Origin of the sequence: Streptococcus sp. zg-86, assembly GCF_017639855.1 — a bacterium.
Classification (GTDB): domain Bacteria; phylum Bacillota; class Bacilli; order Lactobacillales; family Streptococcaceae; genus Streptococcus; species Streptococcus zhangguiae.
Map to the genome: position 1 here is coordinate 1,990,064 of NZ_CP072115.1, position 22,543 is coordinate 2,012,606.

General features: G+C 41.8%; 20 protein-coding genes, 1 tRNA gene and 1 other RNA gene. 8 read left to right on the forward strand and 14 right to left on the reverse strand.

The window, feature by feature from the left end; genetic code table 11:
* Window positions 1–10: 10 nt before the first annotated feature.
* Window positions 11–355 carry a hypothetical protein gene (locus J5M87_RS09295; RefSeq protein WP_154607580.1) on the forward strand — a complete coding sequence of 115 codons (345 nt, stop codon included), beginning with the start codon at window positions 11–13 and terminating at the stop codon, window positions 353–355.
* Window positions 356–430: 75 nt separating this feature from the next.
* Here J5M87_RS09295 and J5M87_RS09300 read toward each other — a convergent pair whose 3' ends face one another.
* Complete coding sequence (locus tag J5M87_RS09300; protein WP_154607581.1) at window positions 431–2,323, reverse strand: M13-type metalloendopeptidase; 1,893 nt, start codon at window positions 2,321–2,323, stop codon at window positions 431–433.
* A gap of 221 nt (window positions 2,324–2,544) precedes the next feature.
* Here J5M87_RS09300 and J5M87_RS09305 point away from each other — a divergent pair, with 221 nt between their 5' ends.
* From J5M87_RS09305 to J5M87_RS09320, 4 genes are all read left to right on the forward strand, one after another.
* The gene (locus tag J5M87_RS09305) at window positions 2,545–3,270 is read left to right on the forward strand and encodes a metal ABC transporter ATP-binding protein (protein WP_154607678.1); all 726 of its coding nucleotides are present in this window, start codon (window positions 2,545–2,547) and stop codon (window positions 3,268–3,270) included.
* The gene (locus J5M87_RS09310) at window positions 3,267–4,118 is read left to right on the forward strand and encodes a metal ABC transporter permease (RefSeq protein ID WP_154607582.1); all 852 of its coding nucleotides are present in this window, start codon (window positions 3,267–3,269) and stop codon (window positions 4,116–4,118) included. Before J5M87_RS09305 ends, J5M87_RS09310 begins: the two co-directional genes overlap by 4 nt.
* A 10-nt stretch (window positions 4,119–4,128) precedes the next feature.
* Window positions 4,129–5,058, forward strand: coding sequence for a metal ABC transporter substrate-binding protein (locus tag J5M87_RS09315; protein ID WP_154607583.1), 930 nt, complete (start codon window positions 4,129–4,131; stop codon window positions 5,056–5,058).
* Window positions 5,059–5,548: 490 nt separating this feature from the next.
* Window positions 5,549–6,196, forward strand: coding sequence for a metal-dependent transcriptional regulator (locus J5M87_RS09320; RefSeq protein WP_154607584.1), 648 nt, complete (start codon window positions 5,549–5,551; stop codon window positions 6,194–6,196).
* A gap of 609 nt (window positions 6,197–6,805) precedes the next feature.
* Here J5M87_RS09320 and dtd read toward each other — a convergent pair.
* The 5 genes from dtd to J5M87_RS09345 form a co-directional block, all read right to left on the reverse strand.
* Window positions 6,806–7,249 carry a D-aminoacyl-tRNA deacylase gene (gene dtd, locus J5M87_RS09325; protein ID WP_154607585.1) on the reverse strand — a complete coding sequence of 148 codons (444 nt, stop codon included), beginning with the start codon at window positions 7,247–7,249 and terminating at the stop codon, window positions 6,806–6,808.
* Window positions 7,250–7,257: 8 nt separating this feature from the next.
* On the reverse strand, window positions 7,258–9,459 hold the full coding sequence (locus J5M87_RS09330; protein WP_154607586.1) for a RelA/SpoT family protein: 2,202 nt from the start codon (window positions 9,457–9,459) through the stop codon (window positions 7,258–7,260).
* A gap of 153 nt (window positions 9,460–9,612) precedes the next feature.
* Complete coding sequence (locus J5M87_RS09335; RefSeq protein ID WP_154607587.1) at window positions 9,613–10,356, reverse strand: 16S rRNA (uracil(1498)-N(3))-methyltransferase; 744 nt, start codon at window positions 10,354–10,356, stop codon at window positions 9,613–9,615.
* Window positions 10,357–11,301 carry a 50S ribosomal protein L11 methyltransferase gene (prmA, locus tag J5M87_RS09340; protein ID WP_154607588.1) on the reverse strand — a complete coding sequence of 315 codons (945 nt, stop codon included), beginning with the start codon at window positions 11,299–11,301 and terminating at the stop codon, window positions 10,357–10,359. It abuts the gene before it with no gap.
* Between the two features lie 30 nt (window positions 11,302–11,331).
* On the reverse strand, window positions 11,332–11,802 hold the full coding sequence (locus J5M87_RS09345) for a DUF3013 family protein (RefSeq protein WP_154607589.1): 471 nt from the start codon (window positions 11,800–11,802) through the stop codon (window positions 11,332–11,334).
* A gap of 87 nt (window positions 11,803–11,889) precedes the next feature.
* Between J5M87_RS09345 and J5M87_RS09350 the strand changes: the two genes are divergently transcribed.
* The 3 genes from J5M87_RS09350 to J5M87_RS09360 all read left to right on the forward strand — a co-directional run bounded on the left by J5M87_RS09350 (window position 11,890) and on the right by J5M87_RS09360 (window position 13,551).
* Window positions 11,890–13,176 carry a replication-associated recombination protein A gene (locus J5M87_RS09350; protein ID WP_154607590.1) on the forward strand — a complete coding sequence of 429 codons (1,287 nt, stop codon included), beginning with the start codon at window positions 11,890–11,892 and terminating at the stop codon, window positions 13,174–13,176.
* A gap of 101 nt (window positions 13,177–13,277) precedes the next feature.
* Window positions 13,278–13,473, forward strand: a non-coding RNA gene (gene ssrS, locus J5M87_RS09355) — 6S RNA.
* Window positions 13,474–13,478: 5 nt separating this feature from the next.
* Window positions 13,479–13,551 (forward strand) — tRNA-Lys (locus J5M87_RS09360).
* Window positions 13,552–13,804: 253 nt separating this feature from the next.
* Here the strand turns inward: J5M87_RS09360 and glf are convergent.
* The 8 genes from glf to J5M87_RS09400 form a co-directional block, all read right to left on the reverse strand.
* A complete protein-coding gene (gene glf / locus J5M87_RS09365) occupies window positions 13,805–14,911 on the reverse strand; it encodes a UDP-galactopyranose mutase (RefSeq protein WP_154607591.1) in 1,107 nt (368 codons plus the stop codon).
* Between the two features lie 61 nt (window positions 14,912–14,972).
* Window positions 14,973–15,569, reverse strand: coding sequence for an anaerobic ribonucleoside-triphosphate reductase activating protein (nrdG, locus tag J5M87_RS09370; protein WP_067087275.1), 597 nt, complete (start codon window positions 15,567–15,569; stop codon window positions 14,973–14,975).
* Window positions 15,566–16,075, reverse strand: coding sequence for a GNAT family N-acetyltransferase (locus J5M87_RS09375; protein ID WP_154607592.1), 510 nt, complete (start codon window positions 16,073–16,075; stop codon window positions 15,566–15,568). Before J5M87_RS09375 ends, nrdG begins: the two co-directional genes overlap by 4 nt.
* A 3-nt stretch (window positions 16,076–16,078) precedes the next feature.
* The gene (locus J5M87_RS09380) at window positions 16,079–16,582 is read right to left on the reverse strand and encodes a GNAT family N-acetyltransferase (protein WP_154607593.1); all 504 of its coding nucleotides are present in this window, start codon (window positions 16,580–16,582) and stop codon (window positions 16,079–16,081) included.
* Between the two features lie 125 nt (window positions 16,583–16,707).
* On the reverse strand, window positions 16,708–16,848 hold the full coding sequence (locus tag J5M87_RS09385; RefSeq protein ID WP_181351436.1) for a hypothetical protein: 141 nt from the start codon (window positions 16,846–16,848) through the stop codon (window positions 16,708–16,710).
* A complete protein-coding gene (gene nrdD / locus J5M87_RS09390) occupies window positions 16,826–19,036 on the reverse strand; it encodes an anaerobic ribonucleoside-triphosphate reductase (protein WP_154607594.1) in 2,211 nt (736 codons plus the stop codon). Before nrdD ends, J5M87_RS09385 begins: the two co-directional genes overlap by 23 nt.
* Before the next feature lie 279 nt (window positions 19,037–19,315).
* Window positions 19,316–20,857 (reverse strand): quinol oxidase, encoded by a 1,542-nt coding sequence (locus J5M87_RS09395; protein WP_154607595.1) that lies wholly within the window; start codon window positions 20,855–20,857, stop codon window positions 19,316–19,318.
* Between the two features lie 196 nt (window positions 20,858–21,053).
* The gene (locus J5M87_RS09400; RefSeq protein ID WP_154607596.1) at window positions 21,054–22,301 is read right to left on the reverse strand and encodes a bifunctional folylpolyglutamate synthase/dihydrofolate synthase; all 1,248 of its coding nucleotides are present in this window, start codon (window positions 22,299–22,301) and stop codon (window positions 21,054–21,056) included.
* Window positions 22,302–22,543 lie beyond the last annotated feature (242 nt).

Below are 22,543 nucleotides of genomic sequence, written 5' to 3' on the forward strand. Positions count from 1 at the left end.
AGGTATCACCATGAAAAAAGAACTATTTTACTATTGGGAACATTTCTGCCTATTAAACGCCTTGTTATGTGGAGCTCTTGCCCTGACCATGCTCATCTTTCCACATATACAGCCAACCTTGCATTTCTCATCTTTCGTTAATTTCTTTACTTTTCCGCTAGTTCTCAACCGCAAAATGAAAACCAAGCTCCGCTATCGTTTCTTCATCGCTATCAGCCTGATTTTCATTTTAGAGCCAATTTGGAACCTCATCTCAACAGAACCCATTCAGCCAACCCCACTCATTTATTTCCTGTCCAGTCTCGTATTGAGCTTACTTGCTCTGGGAAATTATCTCTATCTAAAACGAAGCTAGGCAAATAGTAAAAATGCATACAATCAGTGTCTTCTAGAACTTGATTGTATGCATTTTTGCTATTTAAAGATGTTTTTACCAAATCACCACACGGTCTTCTGGTTTGCGCCACATGCCGTCTTCTTCTGTTACTTCAAAGGTTTCAAAGAATTCTGCGAAGTTTGGTACTTGGAGATTGACACGCAATTTAGCAGGTCCGTGAACGTCAACACTTGCTAGCAACTGCATATACTCTGTCCGTGCCTTCATGCGCCAGATACGCCCCCAGTTAGTGAAGAATTCTTCTGCTGAGAAATCCTCATCACGTTTTGTAGCCTCGAGTGCTGCGGCAAGTCCGCCCAGGTCTGCCACATTTTCAGATACTGTCAATTTCCCATTCACCTTAGCCCCATAAGAATCTTGTCCTTCAAAAAGATCGACGACTTTTTGCGTTTTTTCTTTGAAGGCTGCATAATCTTCCTCAGTCCACCAGTTTTTCAAGCTACCATTTTCATCAAAGGAAGCCCCATTGGTATCAAAAGCATGCGAAATTTCGTGGGCAATCACTGCACCAATTCCGCCATAGTTTTCAGAGGACGTTTGCTCCAATGAATAGAAAGGTGCTTGTAAAATGGCTGCTGGAAAGACGATTTTGTTTTGCTGTGGACTGTAGTAGGCATTAACCATATGGGCTGGCATGCCCCATTCACTATCGTCCACAGGCCGATTCCATTTGCTCCATGAATACTTGATAGATAACTCTTTCAAGAACTGGGCATTTTCAAGGAGAGAAAGATTCTCATCAATGACCTTGTCATAATATCGCTCTGGCAATTTCTCAGGATAACCGATATAGGGTTTGATGACCCCAAGTTTGACAATGGCTTGTCGCTTGGTTTCTTCTGTTAACCAATCATTTGCTGCCAAGCGCTCTTTATAAACCTCAATCATGGTAGCAACCTTGTGCTCCACATCAGCTTTGGCTGCTGGTGAGAATTTTTCGCCCGCATACCATAAGCCCAAGGCTTGGTCAAATGGAGCTTGAGCCAAATAAAAAGCTGCTTTTTCCTTATTTTGCGCTTCTGGCGTACCTGATAAGGCGCGCCCATAAGCTCCTGACAAGACCCTGATTTCATCTGTTACGTAAGCTGTCACCGAACCAACTGCATTGACAAGTAAGCTCGCTTTTAAATACTCCCAATTCTCTTCGCAGTAAAAGTCCTTGGCAACTTCCCAGAAACGAGGATTGCTAACGATAATCTGATCAGGTACTTGTCCGATAAGTTGCGTAAAGAAATCCTCCAAAGGTAAGGTTGGAACAAGTGCTACAAAATCGGCAAATGCATAGGGATGATAGAGTTTGAAATACTCCGATTGCTCTTCGTTTGACAGAACAACTTTTGCCACACGTGCATCCAACTCTTCCACTTTATCTAATAAATCCGTAATTTCTTCATCTGAAAAGTCAAATTTGCGAAGCACATCTGTCTCTGACTGACGCCAAAGAGCCAATAACTCCGCTTTTTGTGGGTGATCTTCTGCATAGTAGGTCGTATCTGGCAAGATCGTGCTTGGCTCACCTGCCCAAAGGACATTGGTCTTAGCATCCATAAAGTCAGGTGCAATACCAAACGGCAGACCATTTGGTTTTCCAGCCAATTCAAATGCAGCCATTTTTTCCGCAAAATCGGCAAAAGACTGGAGGTTTTTGTACTCTTCAATTAAGGGAAGGGCTGGAGTAATCCCAAGCGCTTCTCTTTTTTCATGGTCTGCTGCTAAGCGGTGGTATTTGATAAAGTTTTGAAGAACGCTGTCTTCAGGTACTTCTTCACCTTTTAACCACTTGGCTGTTGTGGACAGCATCAAGTCCTCAATCTCATCACGTAAATCGGTAAAACCACCTGTTACAGGCTTGTCATTCGGAATAACAGCTGTTTCTGCCCAACTACCATTGATTGCTTCATAAAAATCATCTTGTAACCGTACCATATGTTACCTCTTTTCTTTTTTCTATCTATTATGATAGCAGAAAGCAGGAAAATTTGCAGATATTTCCTCACATTTTACCTGATTTGCACTAAAAAAGCAGAAAATGCTTACATGCCTCACTTTCTACCTTTTGAAATTGAAAAAAATGTTATTTTTCTCAAAAATTAACTTGACTTAATTTTTAAATTAAGGTATATTAAAAAATATACGAGGTATGAATGATGATCGAAATAGAACAACTTAGTGCCCGCTACCATCAGGTATTAGCGCTGGACACAATCAATTTACGGATTCAAGGTCCGACTATTACAGGAATTTTAGGCCCAAATGGAGCGGGGAAATCAACTTTATTGAAGGCCATGCTCCATATTATTGACCATGACGGAAAAACAATTCTAGACGGCAAGGATATTCGTAAGCAACGTGGCAAAATTGCCTATGTTGAGCAAAAAGCTGCGATTGACTTTACCTTTCCGATTACCGTCAAAGAATGTGTATCACTAGGTCTTTATCCTAAAATTACATTTTTTGAACGCCTGAAAGCAAGCCACTGGAAAAAGGTTGAAACAGCTCTTGATTTAGTTGGCTTAAAAGAGTACGCTGACCGTCAAATTAGTGAGCTTTCTGGGGGACAATTCCAACGCGTTCTCATCGCACGTTGCTTGGTGCAAGAGGCAGATTACATCTTTCTAGATGAACCCTTTGTAGGAATTGATTCTATCAGCGAAGAAATTATTATGAAAACGCTTCAACGACTCAAGGCAGAAGGAAAAGCGATTCTAATCGTCCACCATGACTTGGACAAGGTCAAATACTATTTTGACCACGTGCTTCTTCTAAACCGTAAACTCATTGCCTTTGGAGAAACAGAGACTACCTTTACCAAGAAGAATCTCCAAGTAGCCTACGGCAACCATGTGATACTAATGGAGGATGAAGCAAAATGATTCAAGAATTTATCGAGGGCTTGCATAGCTTTCACTTTCTGCAAAATGCTGTGGTGACTGCGATTGTCATTGGTATTGTCGCTGGAGCTGTTGGTTGTTTTATTATCTTACGGGGCTTGTCGCTCATGGGAGATGCGATTTCTCATGCCGTTTTACCAGGCGTTGCCCTTTCTTATATCTTAGGCATTAACTTTTTCATCGGTGCGATTGCCTTTGGCCTTCTCGCATCGGTCATGATTACGTATATCAAGGGAAATAGTATTATCAAGAGCGATACCGCTATCGGAATTACCTTCTCAGCCTTTTTGGCCCTAGGGGTTATTCTAATCGGTGTCGCCAACAGCTCGACTGATTTATTTCATATTTTATTTGGGAATATCTTGGCCGTACAAGATGTGGATAAATGGATTACAATTGGCGTCGCCATTTTCGTTCTTCTGGCCATTCTCATCTTCTTTAAGCCACTCTTGATAACTTCCTTTGATCCCTTGCTTGCAAAATCTATGGGCATGCCAGTTAATGCATACCATTATCTACTCATGATTTTGCTGACCTTGGTTTCAGTCACAGCCATGCAAAGTGTCGGAACCATTCTCATTGTTGCCATGCTGATTACACCAGCCGCTACTGCCTATCTCTATGCAAACAGTCTTAAAACCATGATTTTCCTATCCTCGACCTTGGGAGCTCTTGCTTCTATTGTTGGACTCTTTATCGGATATAGTTTTAATATTGCCGCAGGTTCCAGTATCGTGCTGACTTCAGCCACTTTCTTTTTGATAAGCTTTCTCTTTGCCCCAAAACAGGGAATCTTGATGCGCTATATCAAAAAGTCGTCTCATTCATAAGGAGAACTTGATGAAAAAACTCTCTATCTTAGCCCTTGCAGTCTTTGCAATTTTTGGGCTTGTAGCTTGCTCAAGCAGTAGCAACAAAACAACCGAACACGGCAAATTAAAGGTTGTCGCAACCAATTCCATCATTGCCGATATGACTAAAAATATCGCCGGAGATAAAATTGATTTGCACAGTATCGTACCCGTTGGGCAAGATCCTCACGAATACGAACCCTTACCTGAAGATGTGAAAAAGACATCACAAGCAGATCTTATTTTCTATAACGGTATTAACCTTGAGACCGGTGGAAATGCTTGGTTCACAAAATTAGTCCAGAATGCTAAGAAAACAGAAAACAAAGATTATTTTGCTGTGAGCGATGGCGTTGAAGTCATCTACCTTGAAGGACAAAACGAAAAAGGCAAGGAAGACCCGCATGCTTGGCTGAACCTAGAAAACGGGATGATTTATGCCCAAAATATTGCCAAACAATTGATTGCCAAAGACCCTGATAACAAGGAAACTTACGAGAAAAACTTAGCTGCCTATCTTGAAAAACTCAGCACTCTCGACAAGGAAGCCAAAGAAAAATTCAACAACATTCCTGCTGAAAAGAAAATGATTGTGACTAGTGAAGGTTGTTTCAAATACTTCTCTAAAGCCTACCGAGTCCCATCTGCTTACATTTGGGAAATCAATACAGAAGAAGAAGGAACTCCTGACCAAATCAAGAGTTTAGTAGAAAAACTACGCCAAACCAAGGTTGCTTCCCTCTTTGTTGAAAGCAGTGTTGACGATCGTCCAATGAAAACTGTCTCAAAAGATACCAATATCCCGATTTATGAAAAAATCTTCACAGACTCTGTCGCTGAGGAAGGGGAAGAAGGAGACAGCTACTACGCCATGATGAAATGGAATTTGGACAAAATCGCAGAAGGCTTAGCAAAATAGTTTATTGGCCTGTTCCTCGAGTGATGAGCCTAGCAAGGTTATATAGTGGATTGAGAAAGGAATAGGACAAGGAAAGGAACTGCAGATAGAACTGGTGTTCATCAAAGCGACTTAACGATGTCTTAACCTTTATTCAATTTACTATAGCATCATTCATTCGATCCTAGTTGGCATCATCAGCCGAACATACCTTTATAGCTTCTCACCTTGATAGAGCTGTTTCACTCCTTGGAACATCCCTTATACTCTTTGAACATCTAACGATAATTGCTCGGCAGACTATTAGACTATTCCAAATATCTGTCACGAATAATCCTATCGAAAGGCCTTATTCAGAGAGTATTCAATTAATCAAACCCCTCTTTTGCTAGAGCCTTGTCTCCTAGTGAAAAAGGAGTTTGATTTTTTGCTCATTCTGATATGCAGTCAGAGTTCTTACCTTTCGGCTTAATTTTTGTTATACTAGATATAATGATAGAGAGGATAACAAATGACTCCTAATAAAGAAGATTATTTAAAGTGTATCTACGAAATTAGTACACGTACCCCCAAAATTACCAATAAAGAAATCGCTGAAAAGATGCAGGTTTCCCCACCTGCTGTGACTGAAATGGCCAAGCGGATGATTGATGAAAAGCTGATTCAAAAAGATAAACAGGCTGGCTATCTCCTTACTCCACTAGGCCATCAGACAATTGCACGCCTTTACCGCAAGCATCGCCTAATTGAGGTCTTTCTCCTTGAACACCTTGGGTATACCACCAATCAGCTTCACGAAGAAGCTGAGGTATTAGAACATACGGTGTCTGATTACTTTATCGAGCAACTAGATACCTTTCTGGGCTACCCTCAAACTTGTCCACACGGTGGCACAATTCCCCAAAAAGATCAGCTTTTAACCGAGCAATACCAACAAACCTTAGAAGAAGTCACACAATCTGGAAAGTATCAATTGATGCGTATCCACGACTCTTTCCCACTCCTTCAGTACCTAGAGCAGGTTGATTTAGCCATAAATGATACCTTCACCGTACAACAAATCGATACCTTCACCCAAAGCATTCTGATTGAATGCAAGAACCAAAAGATTGCCATTCCCTTTGCCATCGCAAAAGAATTATACATCGAAGCACAGTAAAAGACCTAGAATCCCGTTCTTTAAAACGCTCGTCTAGGTCTTTTCTTTTTCATTTATAACAATTTGGATAATCATACTCGTCAAAAATCAAACTCTGATGTCGTTAACTCGCCTTGCTTCAACAGTCCGAAGGACTATTGAAGGTTGGAAATAAGGATTATGTAATAATCCTCAGCTTGAAGAAAAGGTCTTTTTATTGCCACCATCCTTATGTGCTTTCGGACATCAGCGACTTCCTTCGGAGTAAAATAATCCAGTGGATTATTTTAGCCCGAGCCCAGAAACAACGGAGCGAGGATAATCGATTTCAACGAAATCACGACTTCTGTCTCACTCCCACTTTTAGCACGGCGGTGGTGGCAGTATTGTGCTCGCTACACTCGCAAATTTTCTAACCTTAAAACTACAGAAATTTAAATATTATTGTAATGTTTTTCTGAATTGTGAGGTTTGTCTACATTCTGAAGGATTATGTAATAATCCTCAGTAACATCAGTCCGAACTAGTGGTTCAGTGGAGACGAGCTTAGCTCGTTCTATTTCCAGCCTTCCACAATTCTCAATTGTGGAAGCTAATCAGATTTTGATTTTTAGAGAGTATCAATCCGTATTATCTATCCTTAGTGTCCAGTAAAATCGTAACTGGGCCGTCATTGACAAGCGAAACCTGCATATCCGACGCAAATATCCCGGTCTGGACAGGAACAAATTGATCTAGTGCTTGATTCAAGGTCTCATAGAGGGACTTTGCAAGATCTGGCGCAGCAGCTCCAACAAAGGCTGGACGATTTCCTTTTTTCGTATTCGCAAATAAGGTAAACTGCGAAATGGATAAGATTTGCCCGTCAATATCTTGTACAGAGCGGTTCATTTTTCCTTCTTCATCAGAAAAAATCCGCATATTGACAATCTTTCTGACCGCATAATCTACATCTTCTTTGCTATCATCAGGTCCAACACCGACTAGTAAGAGGAGCCCTTGCTGAATGTGACCGTGAACTTTTCCGTCAATCGCCACAGAAGCCTCACTCACTCGCTGGATGACTATTTTCATATTCCCACCTACCCATTTGTCCGTTTGACCGAATACACTTCTGGCACAGATTTAATCTTATCCACAACGCTAGTCAAGGTTGCCAGATTTGGAATACCAAAAGATACGTGAATCGTTGCAAATTTCATGTCCTTTGTCGGTTGCGCATTGACAGAAGAAATATTCTTGCTCGAATTGGTCAAGACTTTTAAGACATCGTTGAGAAGACCTGAACGATTGAGACCATATATATCGATATTGGCCATATATTCCTTACTGGATGGCTCATCTTCCCACGATACATCAATCAGACGTACTTCGTAATTATCCTGACTTTTCAGATTCATACAATCCGCTCGGTGAACAGCCACACCACGACCTTTGGTAATATAGCCTGTAATTTCATCACCAGGTACTGGATTACAACATTTGGCAAGACGAATCAAAAGACCAGAAGCTCCCTCAATCACAACACCACCTTCATGGCGAATCTTTAGGCTATCCTTATTGTCTTGTTTGACTTCTCCACCATTCACCAGTTCATCTGCTACCGCTTTTGCCTTGGCCCGTTCTGCTTCTCTGCGCTCTTTTTCTGTTAAACGGTTAAAGACAGCCATGGCAGAAATTTCGCCAAAACCAACAGCTGCAAAAAGAGCTTCATCTGTCTTATAACTTGTTTTTTGTAGGACATCATCTAGGTGCTTGCGGTCGAGGTATTGATTGGCCACATAACCGTGCTCTTGCAAGAGCGTTTGTACCATTTCACGACCTTTGTTAATGGATAATTCCTTGTCTTGGTTTTTGAAAAATTGACGAATCTTATTTCGTGCCTTATGGGTTTTGACCAAATTAACCCAGTCACGACTAGGACCAAAGGAATTGCTACTGGTAATAATCTCGACCTGATCCCCTGTTTTTAGCTTGGTTGTCAGAGGCACCATACGGCCGTTAACCTTAGCTCCTGTCGCCTTCTCTCCAATCTTGGTATGAATTTCATAGGCAAAGTCAATTGGCACCGAATCTTTTGGAAGTTCTCTCACCGATCCGTCTGGTGTAAAGACATAGATTCGTTCGGTGAAAATATCATCTTTGACAGAATCAACAAATGTCTGCGCATCTCCTGCATCTGCCTGCAATTCAATCAAATTGTTAATCCATTTGAGTTCTTGTTGACTAGCAGTAGCCTTTCCACCACGCTTATAGGCCCAGTGCGCTGCAACCCCGTATTCTGCCACTTGGTGCATCTCTGCCGTGCGAATTTGAAATTCAATCGGTCCCTTAGGACCATAAACTGTCGTATGAATCGACTGGTAGCCATTTGCCTTGGGATTGGCAATGTAATCCTTAAATCGCCCCGGCATCGGACGCCACAACTCATGAATATACCCCAACATCGCATACACATCACTTGGCGTTTCCATGATACAGCGAATAGCAATCAAGTCATAGAGCTGATCAAACCGCTTCTTCTTATCGTGCATTTTCCGATAAATCGAATAAATATGCTTGGGACGACCGTAAATATGACCAAATAGATGATGCTCATTAGCATAATCACGAATTTTATCGACCACCTCATTGACCAAGGCCTCGCGTTCCCTACGCTTTTCCGTCATGAGATGCGTAATTTTATAGAATTCGGTCTCATTCAGATAGCGAAAGGCCATATCTTCTAGTTCCCACTTGATAGAAGAAATCCCCAAACGATGGGCAAGCGGTGCATAGATTTCCATTGTTTCACGTGAAATACGCTCTTGCTTTTCCTTACGCAGATGCTTCAAGGTTCGCATATTATGCAACCGGTCTGCCAATTTCACCAAGATGACCCGCATATCCTTTGACATGGCAATCAACATTTTCCGGTGATTTTCAGCCAGTTGCTCTTCGTGTGACTTATATTCAACCTTACCGAGCTTAGTTACTCCGTCTACAATCATCCGTACATCCGGACCAAACTCTGCTTCCATTTCATCCAGCGTAATATCAGTATCTTCGACCACATCATGCAAAAAGCCACAAGCAACCGTCACCGCATCGAGCTGTAACCCCGCCAAGATTCCAGCAACTTGAATGGGGTGGATAATGTAGGGCTCACCTGATTTGCGAAATTGCTGACTATGTGCCTCAACAGCATAATGCAATGCTTTTCGAACAAAAGCCACATCTTCTTCAGGCATATACTGGGCCGTCAGAGCAATGACATCTTCTCCTGTTAGATTGATTTCTTTCATTCTATCTTCCTCATTAACAAACTGTTTCCTACTATTTTACCACTTTCAAGTCAAAAGAAAAAGACAAGAGAAGAACAAACAGCAAAACAGACTGTTTTACCCCTAACATTCTCTCGTCCAATATTTATTTTAGTAGACTATTATGTTTTAAAGCTATTCCATCAATTCTCTCAAGATACTAACACTGGTCAGCGCATAAAGCGGAGCGGTTTCTGCCCTCATAATCCGCGGACCAAGACCAATCCTACGCCCGCCCTTGCTTTCAAAGCGTGCCACTTCTTCTGGAGATAAACCACCTTCAGGACCAAAGATAAGGAGAATTTTTTCGCCACCAGAAAGGCTAGAAAGAACTTGCACCAAGGTCGCCCGCTCCCCTTCCTTAGCTGATTCTTCATAGGCAATCAAAATGCAGTCAAACGAATCTAGCGTCGCAAGAAAATCTGCTTGATGAGTAAACAAGGTGACTCTAGGCACCCGATTACGTTTGCTTTGCTCTGCTGCTCCTAGGGCAATTTTCTGCAACTTTTCGACCTTTTTGATAAGTTTCTTACTGTCCCACTTGACCACGGACCAATCTGCCGGAAAGGCCCAGAGCTGACTTGCACCTAACTCTGTCGTTTTCTGGGCAAGAAATTCTAATTTGTCCCCTTTTGGAAAACCACAGGCAATCGTTACCTCGACCGGTAATTCCACTTGATCAGGCAAGTCCTCAAGGAGTTCAAATCGGTATTCTGTTTCATTGACCACGCACGCCAAGCGCTTCACTCCATCGTCAAAGACCAAGACCACTTGATCACCTTTTGCCAAGCGCATGACCTGAAACATGTGCTTAATTGTGTCCTTATCTTCAATCGTCACAGGTGAAATTGCTTCACCCTTTACAAAATACTGCTGCATCTATCCTCCTATGACACCTGAAATATCCTGAGTTTTTTTCAACACAAGAGCATTCCATTCCCCTTGAATCATCTGGGTTTCAAGGAAGAAACCTGCACGATAAGCTGCTTCTAAGACCATATCCAACTTATCCGCAATAATCCCACTCATAATCAGATAGCCTTCGTCTTTCAGCAAACGATAGGCATCATCTGTCAAATGCACCAGAATATCCGCCAAAATATTGGCTACAATGACATCCGCCTCAAGCTCTACGCCACGGAGTAAATCCCCTGTTTGTACGGTAATATTCTCTGTATCAGCATTCAAATCAATATTTTCCTGTGCAACCCGTACTGCAACCTCATCAAGGTCATAGGCATGAATCTCACTCGCACCAAGAAGGGAACTCGCAATCGATAGCACCCCACTTCCTGTTCCAACATCAAGAACACGCTCGCCACCTCGTAACACTTGCTCTAAGGCAAATAAGCTCATCTTGGTCGTCGGATGCGTTCCAGTCCCAAAGGCCATACCAGGATCGAGCCGAATGACCTTCTCCTCAGCTGTCGCCCCATATTCCGTCCAAGACGGCACAATCGTCAAATTGTGGGTAATTCGAGCCGGCTCATAATATTTCTTCCAGTTATCAGCCCAGTCTTCCTCTTCCAACTCCTGCTCTTCTAAACGAACACTGGTTGGATCGACAAAATCGCTGACTTCAGCTAACCGTTCGAGCAGAAGCGCTTTAATCTGGTCAATCGCTCGATTTTCTGGGTAATAGGCACTAATGGTAATCCAATCTGACTGCTCCTTTTCGGGCACAATTTCTCCGAACAAGTCCTCCTTGTCCAGATAATCTGCTGTGTCTTCAATCGCAACCCCTTGCGCTCCCAATTCAATTAAGAGATTCGATACAATCTCCTCACCTTGGCGCTCTAACTGCACCCGCAATTCCTGCCACATAGTCTCTCCTTTACTTGCTGATTTCTTGTTTTAATACCTCGGATAAGGGTGAAAATCCTTTTCTTGCAAAGCTGCTCTGCCATTTTCAAAAGCCTCTTTATCCCAGACAATCGCAAATTCTTCTGCTTCCTCATCTGCCAAAAAGTCCATTAAATCATCCAGTCCTTTTTCCGCTGTTTCTGCCAAAAATTCGACAAAATAAGCCAAAAACTCACTAGACAACCCTTTTTTCTGCTCATAGGGAATAGTCGCTAAATACTCCTCTTCCTGAACGGTTGATTTTAAAGGATTATAAAATAAGACTGCCTCTTCAAAGAAAATATCTTCTGTTGTCCGATTTCCCTCATCATCAACTGTTTCAATACCTGCCTGATTTTCCACTTCCAACAGAAAAGCAACCTCCACCGCATGATTTTTCTTATCCCAATTGATTTCAAAATCGTATGGAAAATCCTTCTCCATTTTCTGGTCCAACACATCTAAAAATCCGTACTTACTCATCTTGCCTCACTTTGCTGTATTTATGATAGAATATATAGATAAGTGTAACACAAAACCAAGTAAAAAGATAGGACAGAAAGGAGCCTCATGATCAACAACCTCGCTCTTAACATGCGTCCCAAAACCATTGACCAAATTATTGGACAAGACCACTTAGTCGGAGAAGGAAAAATTATCCGCCGGATGGTCGAGGCAAAACGTCTGTCATCCATGATTTTATATGGACCACCAGGCATTGGAAAGACCAGTATCGCAAGTGCCATAGCAGGAACCTCAAAATACGCTTTTCGTACTTTCAATGCAACAGTCGACTCCAAAAAGCGACTCCAAGAAATTGCAGAAGAAGCCAAGTTTTCAGGCGGTCTGATTCTACTTCTCGATGAAATTCATCGCTTGGATAAGACCAAACAAGATTTTCTCTTGCCTCTCCTTGAAAACGGCAATCTCATCATGATTGGGGCTACCACAGAAAATCCATTCTTCTCCGTGACACCAGCTATTCGCAGTCGTGTTCAAATTTTTGAATTAGAACCACTTTCCAACGATGATATCAAAACAGCTGTTCAGATTGCCATTACTGATACTGAGCGTGGGTTTGATTTTCCTGTTATCCTCGATGATGAGGCGCTCGATTTCATTGCAACCAGTACCAACGGAGATTTACGCTCTGCTTTCAACTCCTTAGAATTAGCCGTTCTATCCACCCCTGAGAATGATGAGGGCATCCGCCATATCACGCTTGACACCATGGAAAATAGCCTACAAAAAAGCTATATCACCATGGATAAGAATGGCGACGGCCACTACGATGTCCTCTCAGCTCTTCAAAAATCCATTCGAGGTAGTGATGTCAATGCCAGTCTCCACTATGCTGCTCGTCTGATTGAAGCAGGTGATTTACCAAGCCTTGCAAGGCGACTCATGGTGATTGCCTACGAAGACATCGGACTTGCCAATCCCGAAGCCCAAATCCACACGGTAGCAGCCCTTGAAGCCGCTCAAAAAATTGGTTTTCCAGAAGCTCGCATTCCCATTGCCAATATTGTTATTGATCTTGCCCTGTCACCAAAATCAAACTCCGCTTATCTAGCGATAGATCAAGCAATTGCTGACCTCAAAAAAACAGGGCATCTTCCCATTCCACGTCATCTCCGGGATGGTCATTACAAGGGAAGCAAGGAATTAGGCAATGCGCAAGATTATCTCTATCCCCATAACTTTCCTGAAAAATGGGTCGACCAGCAATATCTACCAGATAAATTACGCGATAGCCAATATTTTTCAGCTAATGACACTGGGAAATACGAGCGAGCACTCAAACTAACCCAGGAGAAAATTCAAGAACTAAAAAAACGAAAAGCCAAAAGACCTTGAGAGAGTAAGGAAAACACGCTTTCTTTATGGCAACGCTTTCTTTTTTTACAAATTTTCTCTTGATTTTTTTCAAAAATATGATAAGATAAATACATAGATAAGAACTGCTGTGGTATACGAATTCATACCTATGTGTTGACCGACTATTTTTGTATTACTAGGGAAACAAGAGTTTTCTAACAGTATGCAGGCCGTCTCACACGGAAGCGACTGAAGTTAGAAACGAGTTACCCACCTGCTACTTACTGTGCGGGATCAATACAATTCATGAATCACCGGTACCAATACAGCGTTTTTCTTTTCCTTCCTTAGCTCAGCTGGCAGAGCAGCGGACTCTTAATCCGTGGGTCGTAGGTTCGATCCCTACAGGGAGGATTTCGCATATCTCCGAAAGCCTTGCATTGCAGGGCTTTTTTGCTACAATCAATGCATCATACTACTGTTTACACTCTGTGAAAATCAACACCTCATGAGCTTTCACAATCAAGCATTATACAAAGCAGGAAATCAGATGAGCAAAACGAACCTCCTCTAAACTGTAGGCAATGAAAACAACAAACCTAACATCTAATTTTTGATGAGTAGAATACAAAAACACCAGACTGGGCATTTCCAATCTGGTATTTTATTACGATTTTGTAAACTCTGCTTCAACTACTGCAAGTGCCCGTTCGATGACCAAGTGCATATCATAATACTTGTAATCCGCTAAACGACCACAGAAAATGACCCTGTCTTGAATAGCTTCTGCCTCTTTTGCATACTTGGCAAAAATAGCATTGTTTTCCGCATCATTGATTGGATAGTATGGCTCCTCACCTTTTTGCCAATCGGCTGGGTATTCTCTGGTAATAACGGTTTTTTCCTGCCTTCCGAATTCAAAGTGCTTATGTTCAATAATCCGTGTATAAGGGACTTCTCGCTCGGTATAATTGACCACAGCATTACCTTGGAAATTATCTATATCCAACACTTCATGCTCAAAGTGTAGTCCACGATAGTCCAACTCCCCATGCTTGTAATCAAAATACTGGTCAATCATGCCTGTAAAGACTACTTTTTTAGCCTGATTCTCCCATTTTGATTTTTTTTCGAAGAAATCTACACCAAGCTCAACCTCAATGCCTTCTAACATTTTTTCAATAATAACATTGTAACCCCCCTCTGGAATTCCTTGGTAGCGGTCATTAAAGTAATTATTATCAAATGTAAAACGAACTGGCAAACGCTTGATGATAAAGGGGGGTAAATCCGTCGCAGATCGTCCCCACTGCTTTTCTGTATAGCCCTTGATCAATAGTTCATAGACATCTTTTCCAATCAATTTCAAGGCTTGCTCTTCCAAGTTTTTTGGCTCTATACCTTGCAAATGCTGAGTCTGCTCAGCAATTTTTTCCCTCACTTCTTGCGGAGTCTTGGTTCCCCACATGGCATAGAAGGTATTCATGTTAAAAGGCAGATTATACAATTTCCCTTGATAATTGGCAACGGGAGAATTGATATAGTGGTTAAATGTTGCAAATTGATTAACATAATCCCAAATACGCTTATTAGATGTATGGAAAATGTGCGCCCCATATTTATGAACATTGATACCTTCAATCGACTCGCAATAGATATTGCCTCCGATATGGTTTCGTTTATCAATCACCTTGACGGTTTTACCACGCTTGGTCGCCTCGTAAGCAAATACAGCACCTGATAGTCCAGCTCCAACAATAATATAATCGTACATTTCCTGACTCTCTTCCCTAAAATAACCCTACCATTATATCACAATTATGAAGAAAATTGGTCTATTTTTCCTCTCTCACTACCTGTTCATAGTGGTTGGTCCCGTCTTGCAATTTTTCCCAAATCACCACTTGCTGCTCTCTTAGGGATTTTTGGACATCAATAATCCGTTGATTAGACGAACCCCGAAATTGCAGCATGAGATTGCGCTTGGTCCGATCATACCGGCCATCGACTAAAATGTCGATATAGCTGAGTAATTCTAGCTTATCTGGCGTTTCTAGCATCATTTCTTCCCAAGTATAGCCCGTCCAAGACCAAATATCCTTTTCAGGTAATTCTTTGCGAATCCGCTTGACCAAGGGAAGAAGAATCCCCGTATTGAGAAAGGGCTCACCACCTAGCAAGGTCAAGCCCTGTACGTAAGGCTGAGCAAGGTCCTGCATAATCTGCTCCTCCAATTCCTGTGTATAAGGAATTCCTGCCTTAAAAGACCAAGTTGCCACATTGTAGCAACCCTCGCAATGAAACATACAGCCAGCGACATAGAGGGAATTGCGTACCCCCTCTCCATCCACAAAATTAAAGGCCTTGTAGTCGATAATTCGTCCCTGACTCAATTCTTCACTTTTCCACTCTTGTGGTTTTGGATGATTCATGCTTCCTCCAACTCAATCCAATACCGTTCCGTCCCATCTACTTGATTTTCCAACTGACCACCTTGTGAAAGAATGGTACGGCGACTCGCTTCATTGTCCACATGGCAGGTCAGAAGTACACGGGAAATAGCCTTAGCCTTCGCTTCTATCAAACCCAAGCGCAGCTGCTCCTTGGCATAGCCTTTTCCGCGTTCGCTGGGACGAATGCAATAACCAATATGACCATATTCACTCAGTACCGTAGGGGTATTCGTTGTCCTAAGAGCTAACAAGCCAAGCAGACGATTACCCTCGTAGGATAAATAAAGGACAAATGGACCAAGCCCACTTTCTAATACATCCCTCGTTTCTTGTTGGTGCAGCAAGTCAAGCCACCTTTCAAAATTACCATCTGCCTTCTGCCAAGCGTAAATATTACCACTCGCCCGTGAGCCAAATCGCTCAAATTCTGCTTGCATATCTAAAAAATCTTGCTTGTCTTGTAAAATTGGTCGTCTTAACTCCATGGCCTACTCCCTTTCTAGGTCAATCCAGTACCGTTCCGTCCCATCTACTTGATTTTCCAACTGACCACCTTGTGAAAGAATGGTACGCCGGCTTGCTTCATTGTCCACATGGCAAGTCAGAAGTACACGGGAAATAGCCTTAGAACGAGCTTCTATCAAGCCCAAACGTAGCTGCTCCTTGGCATAGCCTTTCCCGCATTCGCTAGGACGAATGCAATAGCCAATATGGCCACCATGTTGCAGGAGTTTGTCGTTTAGCCGTAAGCGAAGGTTTAAAAAGCCGAGTGCTCGACCATTCTCATCAAAGGAAACATACTGGATAAAAGGCACAAATCCTTCTGGAAGTCCGAGTCCCATTTCCGCATTGGTATTGGCTTCTAGCCACTCTTCATAGACAACATTCTCCCTGCCCAAAAAGCCATCCGTAGAACTATTACTCTGACAAAACTCCTCAATCATCTCTAAAATCGTCACTTGATCTACTAACGTCGGCCGTCTTAATTCCATCGCTCTCCCTTCGTTCAAAGGAAATAAACTAGTGTGACACGAATTGGTAAGCAAAAAAGAGAGAGATTACTAAGGCATCATAATTTCCACACTCTCTCCGTCCTACTGCCCATCATTGTCCTAGTCTATTTAGAACCTTTTTGCTTTAAAAATTTCTCTCGCAAGGCAGCAACCTTGTCTTTTTTAGTCGTGCCACCTTTCGAATGTTTTTCGTGGTAACGTTCAACAAGAGCCTTTCCCTTGTCATCTAGCTGGTATTTCCCCATCTTTTTCTCCTTCTCTATTGATTGTTGAGCCATTCATATGTTTCACACGCGCAGCAATTTCCTTGTGCCGTCCATTTACCATTGGTCTTGCCTGCGGATTTCCTAAATAACCACAGGTTCTCTTAACCACATCAACTGTTTTAGGATCCCTGTTGCCACAATTCGGGCACTCAAAGCCTCGCTCCGTCGGTGTGAAATCTCCCTCAAAATGGCATTCATAGCAGCGATCAATCGGTGTATTGGTCCCCAAATAACCCACACGATCATAGGCAAAGTCCCACACAGCTTCTAAGGCCTTAGGATTTTGTTGCAAGACAGGATATTCACAATAGTGGATAAATCCACCTGTCGCACCTGCCTCTGGATAGGCCTTTTCAAATTCTAATTTTTCAAACGGTGTTGGATTTTTTCGAACATCATAATGGAAAGAATTGGTGTAATATTCCTTATCCGTAATATCCTTGACCAAACCAAATTTTTCCCGATCCAAGCGACAAAAACGATCAGTCAAACTCTCAGACGGCGTTGAATAGATTGAAAAATGAACATCGTATTCATCCGACCAAGTACCGACACACTCTTTCATGACACGAATAATGTCAAGCGTGAACTCTTTCGCAGCTGGATTTCCTTCCCATTCACTGCCATAGAAGACCGTAGCAACTTCATAAAGACCGATATAGCCCAAGGAAATGGTCGCTCTACGTTTGATAAACAGTTGCCCGACTTCATCGTCTTTACCCAAACGTTGCCCAAATGCTCCATATTGGTACAGAATAGGAGCATTGGCTGGCCGTGCCTCCATGACACGGTGTAAGCGATAAACTAAGGCATCCTTAGCAATCGCCATTCGTTCCTCAAAAATAGCCCAAAACGTGTCCATATCACCACCAGACTCCATCGCAATCCGCGGTAGATTGAGCGTGACCACGCCAAGATTCATGCGACCAGAATTGACTTCTTCCCCATTTTCATCCAACCAGCCCTGCAAGAACGAGCGACAGCCCATCGGCGCTTTGAAAGAACCCGTCAATTCCTTAATCTTATCATACGATAAAACATCAGGATACATGCGCTTGGTTGCACACTCTAAGGCTAAGAGCTTGATGTCATAGTTTGGACTTCCTTCTTCTAGGTTCAAACCACGTTTCAAAGTAAAAATCAACTTTGGAAAAATAGCCGTCCGCTCTTCGCTCCCTAAGCCTTTCATCCGAATCCGTAAAATCGCCCGTTGAATTTCTCGTTCAAACCAAGAAGTTCCTAAGCCAAATCCTAGAGAAGTAAACGGTGTCTGCCCATTTGAGGTAAAGAGGGTGTTAATCTCATATTCCAAGGACTGCATGGCATCGTAGATGTCTTTTTTAGTCTTTTCACGCGCATATTCTTCCTGCTTTTCAGGTAATACCCACTCTCTTGCATCCTTTAAATGCTTCTGATAATTCAATTCTGCATACGGCGCTAACAACTCATCTACACGATCTGCTGTACAACCACCATACTGACTTGAGGCGACATTCGCGATAATTTGCGAAATTTGAGCTGTCGCTGTCTGAATAGACTTGGGACTTTCCACTTCTGCATTTCCAATTTTAAATCCCTTAGCCAACATCCCCTTAAAATCAATCAAACAGCAGTTGGTCATTGGTGTATAGGGACTGTAATCTAAATCGTGGAAATGAATATCCCCTTTTTGGTGGGCATTTGCCACATGAGCTGGCAAGAGCTTGAGCCCAATCGATTTTCCCACAATTCCTGCTGTCAAATCACGTTGGGTATTAAAAACCTCGCTATCCTTATTGGCATTTTCGTTGACTACCGTTTGGTCTTTTTTCAAGAGTTTTTCAATGGAAAAATTAATGTCCATCGCCTGATGACGCTCAAAATCACGTCTGGTCCGATACTGAATATAAACTTCTGCCAATTCATACAAGTGTGCCTTTAGCAATTCTTGTTCAACAATGGTCTGAATTTCATAAATCTGAATATCCTGATGAAAACGGCGGCCAATTTCTTCGAGTACAGCTTGTACAATGTGCTCAAGAACCGCCTGTGAACAAGGTTGCTCTAGCTCAGCATTAGCACGACTAAGAGCTGAAAAAATCTTTCCCGCATCAAAGACTACTGTCCGCCCATCACGCTTTAGAACAAGAATTTCTGGCACAATCATTCGTTCTACTTGTACTACCATTTCGTATGCTCCCCTCTTCTCTGTCTTTCTATAGTGTATCACTTCACAAAAATAAATTCAATATCTAGTAGTATATTTATTATTTTTTTACAAAAAACACAATATATAGAAGTTTTCAGACGATAAAAAAGCTGGGCAACACACCCAACTGTATCAGCTATTCCCATTTAATCAGCCAAATACCTACTATTCTTAGACAGGAGATATTATAGAGAATCCATTAAAAAAGGAGCGAGAAAGTCGCTTGCTATGAACTCACGACTTCTCCTGCTCCTCTCATTATTTCTTCTCATATAAGGTTAGTTGTTCTGTTCCTAAATCCACTTTTTCGTATTGATCGTCTACATTTGACTGAATACTATCTGGCATAGAAACGTTACGATTGACCGCTATATAGCGCGCCTTGTTTTTCTTTAAATCAAAGCTAAGACTCTCTTGATTTGATTGAGTATCCAAGTACGGTGTCGGTGTTATAATTGTTGCGGCTGATAACCGCTTGCTCCGTAGATAAATCTGAGCACTATCATCCCAAGCATAAACAAGTTCCGAATCCCGTGAATGCTCCTGAATATATTGTGCAATAGTCCCACGTTCCTTGGTCAAATCTCCTTCAACAAAATAAGTCATAGCAGGTTGTAAGAAAACGAGTAAACACAAAACAATTGGCAAATAGAATGCCGTCTTTGGATACGAATAATCTGTAGTAACCTCAAGCTCCAAGTCAATCTGTTCATTTGGTGCATGGTGTAATAAAGCTAGAACAAAACCATACGGTAACAATAACACCAGTTGACTCATCACAAAATGACTACTTGTAATCAAAAAAGCTGATTGTCCCAAGAAAGTCAGAATCGCAATAACTTTGCTATAGGTATGCTGACCTTCTCCAAACGACATTACTGACTGCAATAAATGTTTTAAGAATCCTGACAACAGGCAGAATAGCCCAACTTGAGCAACTGTCCACCACATACCATCATAGCTAACATTTACTCCAAGCTCATAGCGTAAGGTCTGTTGAATAGCAGCTCCTAGGATTTGTTCTACAAATGTATAATACCCAACTGAATAGCTAATCAACAAGAAACCAAATATTGTTGCTAGAGCTTGATATACTCCTCTTGCCATCTGACGATGTGTCGCATTATAGACGAGGAGAACAAGAGTAGCTACCAACCAAAATAGAATACTCTTAGGATAGATCATCACTGCAATCGCTGCATCGATTCCGTATAAAATGAATAGCTCATCTCGAACTGCATTTTCAAAATATCGAATGAGTAACCACAAGCTCGTCATCAAAACAGGTAATACAAACAAACTTGCTTGAATACCGCCAAAATTAAGAGCTAAAATAAATACATAAAACCAATGTTGTAAATTTGTTGCTATCTGAGCCGAACGACTAAAGTAAGCCGCTATCTTATAAAAGTAAATTCCAGCTATCAATAAAACGATAAATTGTAGAATAGCTAAGCCAATACTTGTGTCAAAGAAAGAACCAACATAGGTTAAGATGTAATAGAGAACACCACCAGTTCCAAAAAATTGACCATAGGGACTTTGCCCAGCTTGCATCGCCATTCCCGCATAAAGGTCCCGAGACTGTGCACCCGTTGCTAACTGGATTAAAAAAGGATTGGCCACACTCAAGAAACTGACGAACATGCTCCATAAAAAAGCAGGCCAAACCTTCGTTGGTAACAAGTTATTTCCAAACTCTTCATTGTAGTCCACACGAGCTGGTCGTCTACGACGACCCCCTCGTACATTTCGAGAATAATTTTCGGAACGACTGTATGCTACTGCTGTTTCTGTCATGAGCTCCTCCTTAAACAATTCATTTTATTATAACAAAAAGAATCCCACCTGTCATTTCTTATTTTGCTTGTGCAAGACTCGAACATACTGCTCTAACTCCCGAAAGGTGTGGTATCGTTTCTGATGAAAATTCGCTAAAAAAAGCTTTACTTCTTGAACATTCTCCATACCTATTTATTCACAAAAAGAGAACAAATTATCCTATTCTACTTTGAAAATATTTTCGAATTTCTGAAATAAAATAGAGTGATCCTGTGATAAATAATCGTTCATCCGATGCAGCATTTGATTCCCACTCTTTTATGAAGCGTTCATAATCTGCTTCATAAAGCAAACCTTCTGGACAATCTATTTCTTCAATTCCGCCGTCATATGCAAAACTTGTTACTATCACTCTTACTTGAGGTGCTACCTTTTCAATATAGTCCAACATTTCTCCAAAATCTTTCCGCTTCAAAGCAGAAAAGAGAATCGTAGATTGGACTGTTGGCTCTGATTGGATAAAGTCAACCAAGCGTTCAATGGCAGGAAGGTTATGTGCCCCGTCTAAATAAATCCGTCCTTGCTGCCCCACTCTTTCTAAACGACCTGCCCACTGTGTTTTTTCTAGTGCCACTTGAACAGTCTGATTTTCAATCAAGCGATTCTGCTCAGCCATCAGCAAACTAAAAGCCTGTATAGCTAGGGAGGCATTTTCCTCTTGGTGCTGACCAATCAAACCAAGTTTTAAATCACAAAATTCTTGTGTTTGACTCCTAAATATCCCCCTTTCCAATAGAAAGTCTTGTCCCTGAAAATAGATAGGAGCTTGTTGATTTCTTGCTTTTTCCTGACAAATATCTGCCACTATAGATTCGACAGGACCTACGATTATGGGGGCATTTTCCTTTATAATCCCCGCCTTCTGTTCAGCAATTTCCACCAAACTGTCCCCTAACAAATCTTGATGATCCAATCCAACAGAGGTAATGATTGTGATTAAGGGCTCTACAACATTTGTTGTATCTAATAACCCACCAATCCCCACTTCAACCAAGGCAAAATCCAAATCTTCTTCCTTGAAATAGAGCAGCATGACTAAGGTTAAGACTTCAAAATACCGAAAGGGTTCGTAGACCTTTTCTACCTCTTGCTCAAGAATAAAGAGCTTTTCCAATAATGCCTGAAAAATCGTATCTGGAATGGGCTGCCCATTAATACAAATACGATCATGGACCGTTATCATATGAGGAGAAACAAATGTCCCGACACGAAAGCCTTGGGCTACTAATAAACTATTTAAGAATGCTATCGTTGAACCCTTGCCATTTGTTCCCGCAACATGAACAACCGGTAACTCTCTTTCAGGATGTCCCAGTAAATCGAGCGCATACTGAATCTTCTCCATTTTGTACCGATATATCTTCCCCTGCTTACTCTCTAACCACTGATCTAATTCTACCATCTTTACCTCCACCATCCTGTCTTTATCTTATCAACTTTGGATTGAAAAATCAAAAAAACGGTGGGTTATACTCGTCAAAAATCAAAGTCTGACGTCGTTAACTCACCTTGCTTCAACAGTCCGAGGGACTGTTGAAGGTTGGAAATAAGGATTATGCAATAATCCTCAGCTACCATTAGTCCGAACTAGTGGTTCAAAGGGGCAAGCTGCACTCGTTCTATTTCCAGCTTTCCACAATTCTC

Coding starts and splice junctions, on each gene's coding strand:
- J5M87_RS09330 (WP_154607586.1), bottom strand. CDS start 9,459: ATGAAAGAAATCAATCTAACAGGAGAAGATGTCATTGCTCTGACGGCC.
- J5M87_RS09385 (WP_181351436.1), bottom strand. CDS start 16,848: ATGGGGAAATACCAGCTAGATGACAAGGGAAAGGCTCTTGTTGAACGT.
- J5M87_RS09295 (WP_154607580.1), top strand. CDS start 11: ATGAAAAAAGAACTATTTTACTATTGGGAACATTTCTGCCTATTAAAC.
- J5M87_RS09315 (WP_154607583.1), top strand. CDS start 4,129: ATGAAAAAACTCTCTATCTTAGCCCTTGCAGTCTTTGCAATTTTTGGG.
- J5M87_RS09345 (WP_154607589.1), bottom strand. CDS start 11,802: ATGAGTAAGTACGGATTTTTAGATGTGTTGGACCAGAAAATGGAGAAG.
- J5M87_RS09300 (WP_154607581.1), bottom strand. CDS start 2,323: ATGGTACGGTTACAAGATGATTTTTATGAAGCAATCAATGGTAGTTGG.
- J5M87_RS09350 (WP_154607590.1), top strand. CDS start 11,890: ATGATCAACAACCTCGCTCTTAACATGCGTCCCAAAACCATTGACCAA.
- J5M87_RS09335 (WP_154607587.1), bottom strand. CDS start 10,356: ATGCAGCAGTATTTTGTAAAGGGTGAAGCAATTTCACCTGTGACGATT.
- glf (WP_154607591.1), bottom strand. CDS start 14,911: ATGTACGATTATATTATTGTTGGAGCTGGACTATCAGGTGCTGTATTT.
- J5M87_RS09375 (WP_154607592.1), bottom strand. CDS start 16,075: ATGGAGTTAAGACGACCAATTTTACAAGACAAGCAAGATTTTTTAGAT.
- J5M87_RS09380 (WP_154607593.1), bottom strand. CDS start 16,582: ATGGAATTAAGACGGCCGACGTTAGTAGATCAAGTGACGATTTTAGAG.
- nrdD (WP_154607594.1), bottom strand. CDS start 19,036: ATGGTAGTACAAGTAGAACGAATGATTGTGCCAGAAATTCTTGTTCTA.
- J5M87_RS09400 (WP_154607596.1), bottom strand. CDS start 22,301: ATGGTAGAATTAGATCAGTGGTTAGAGAGTAAGCAGGGGAAGATATAT.
- J5M87_RS09320 (WP_154607584.1), top strand. CDS start 5,549: ATGACTCCTAATAAAGAAGATTATTTAAAGTGTATCTACGAAATTAGT.
- J5M87_RS09395 (WP_154607595.1), bottom strand. CDS start 20,857: ATGACAGAAACAGCAGTAGCATACAGTCGTTCCGAAAATTATTCTCGA.
- J5M87_RS09310 (WP_154607582.1), top strand. CDS start 3,267: ATGATTCAAGAATTTATCGAGGGCTTGCATAGCTTTCACTTTCTGCAA.
- J5M87_RS09305 (WP_154607678.1), top strand. CDS start 2,545: ATGATCGAAATAGAACAACTTAGTGCCCGCTACCATCAGGTATTAGCG.
- nrdG (WP_067087275.1), bottom strand. CDS start 15,569: ATGAATCATCCAAAACCACAAGAGTGGAAAAGTGAAGAATTGAGTCAG.
- prmA (WP_154607588.1), bottom strand. CDS start 11,301: ATGTGGCAGGAATTGCGGGTGCAGTTAGAGCGCCAAGGTGAGGAGATT.
- dtd (WP_154607585.1), bottom strand. CDS start 7,249: ATGAAAATAGTCATCCAGCGAGTGAGTGAGGCTTCTGTGGCGATTGAC.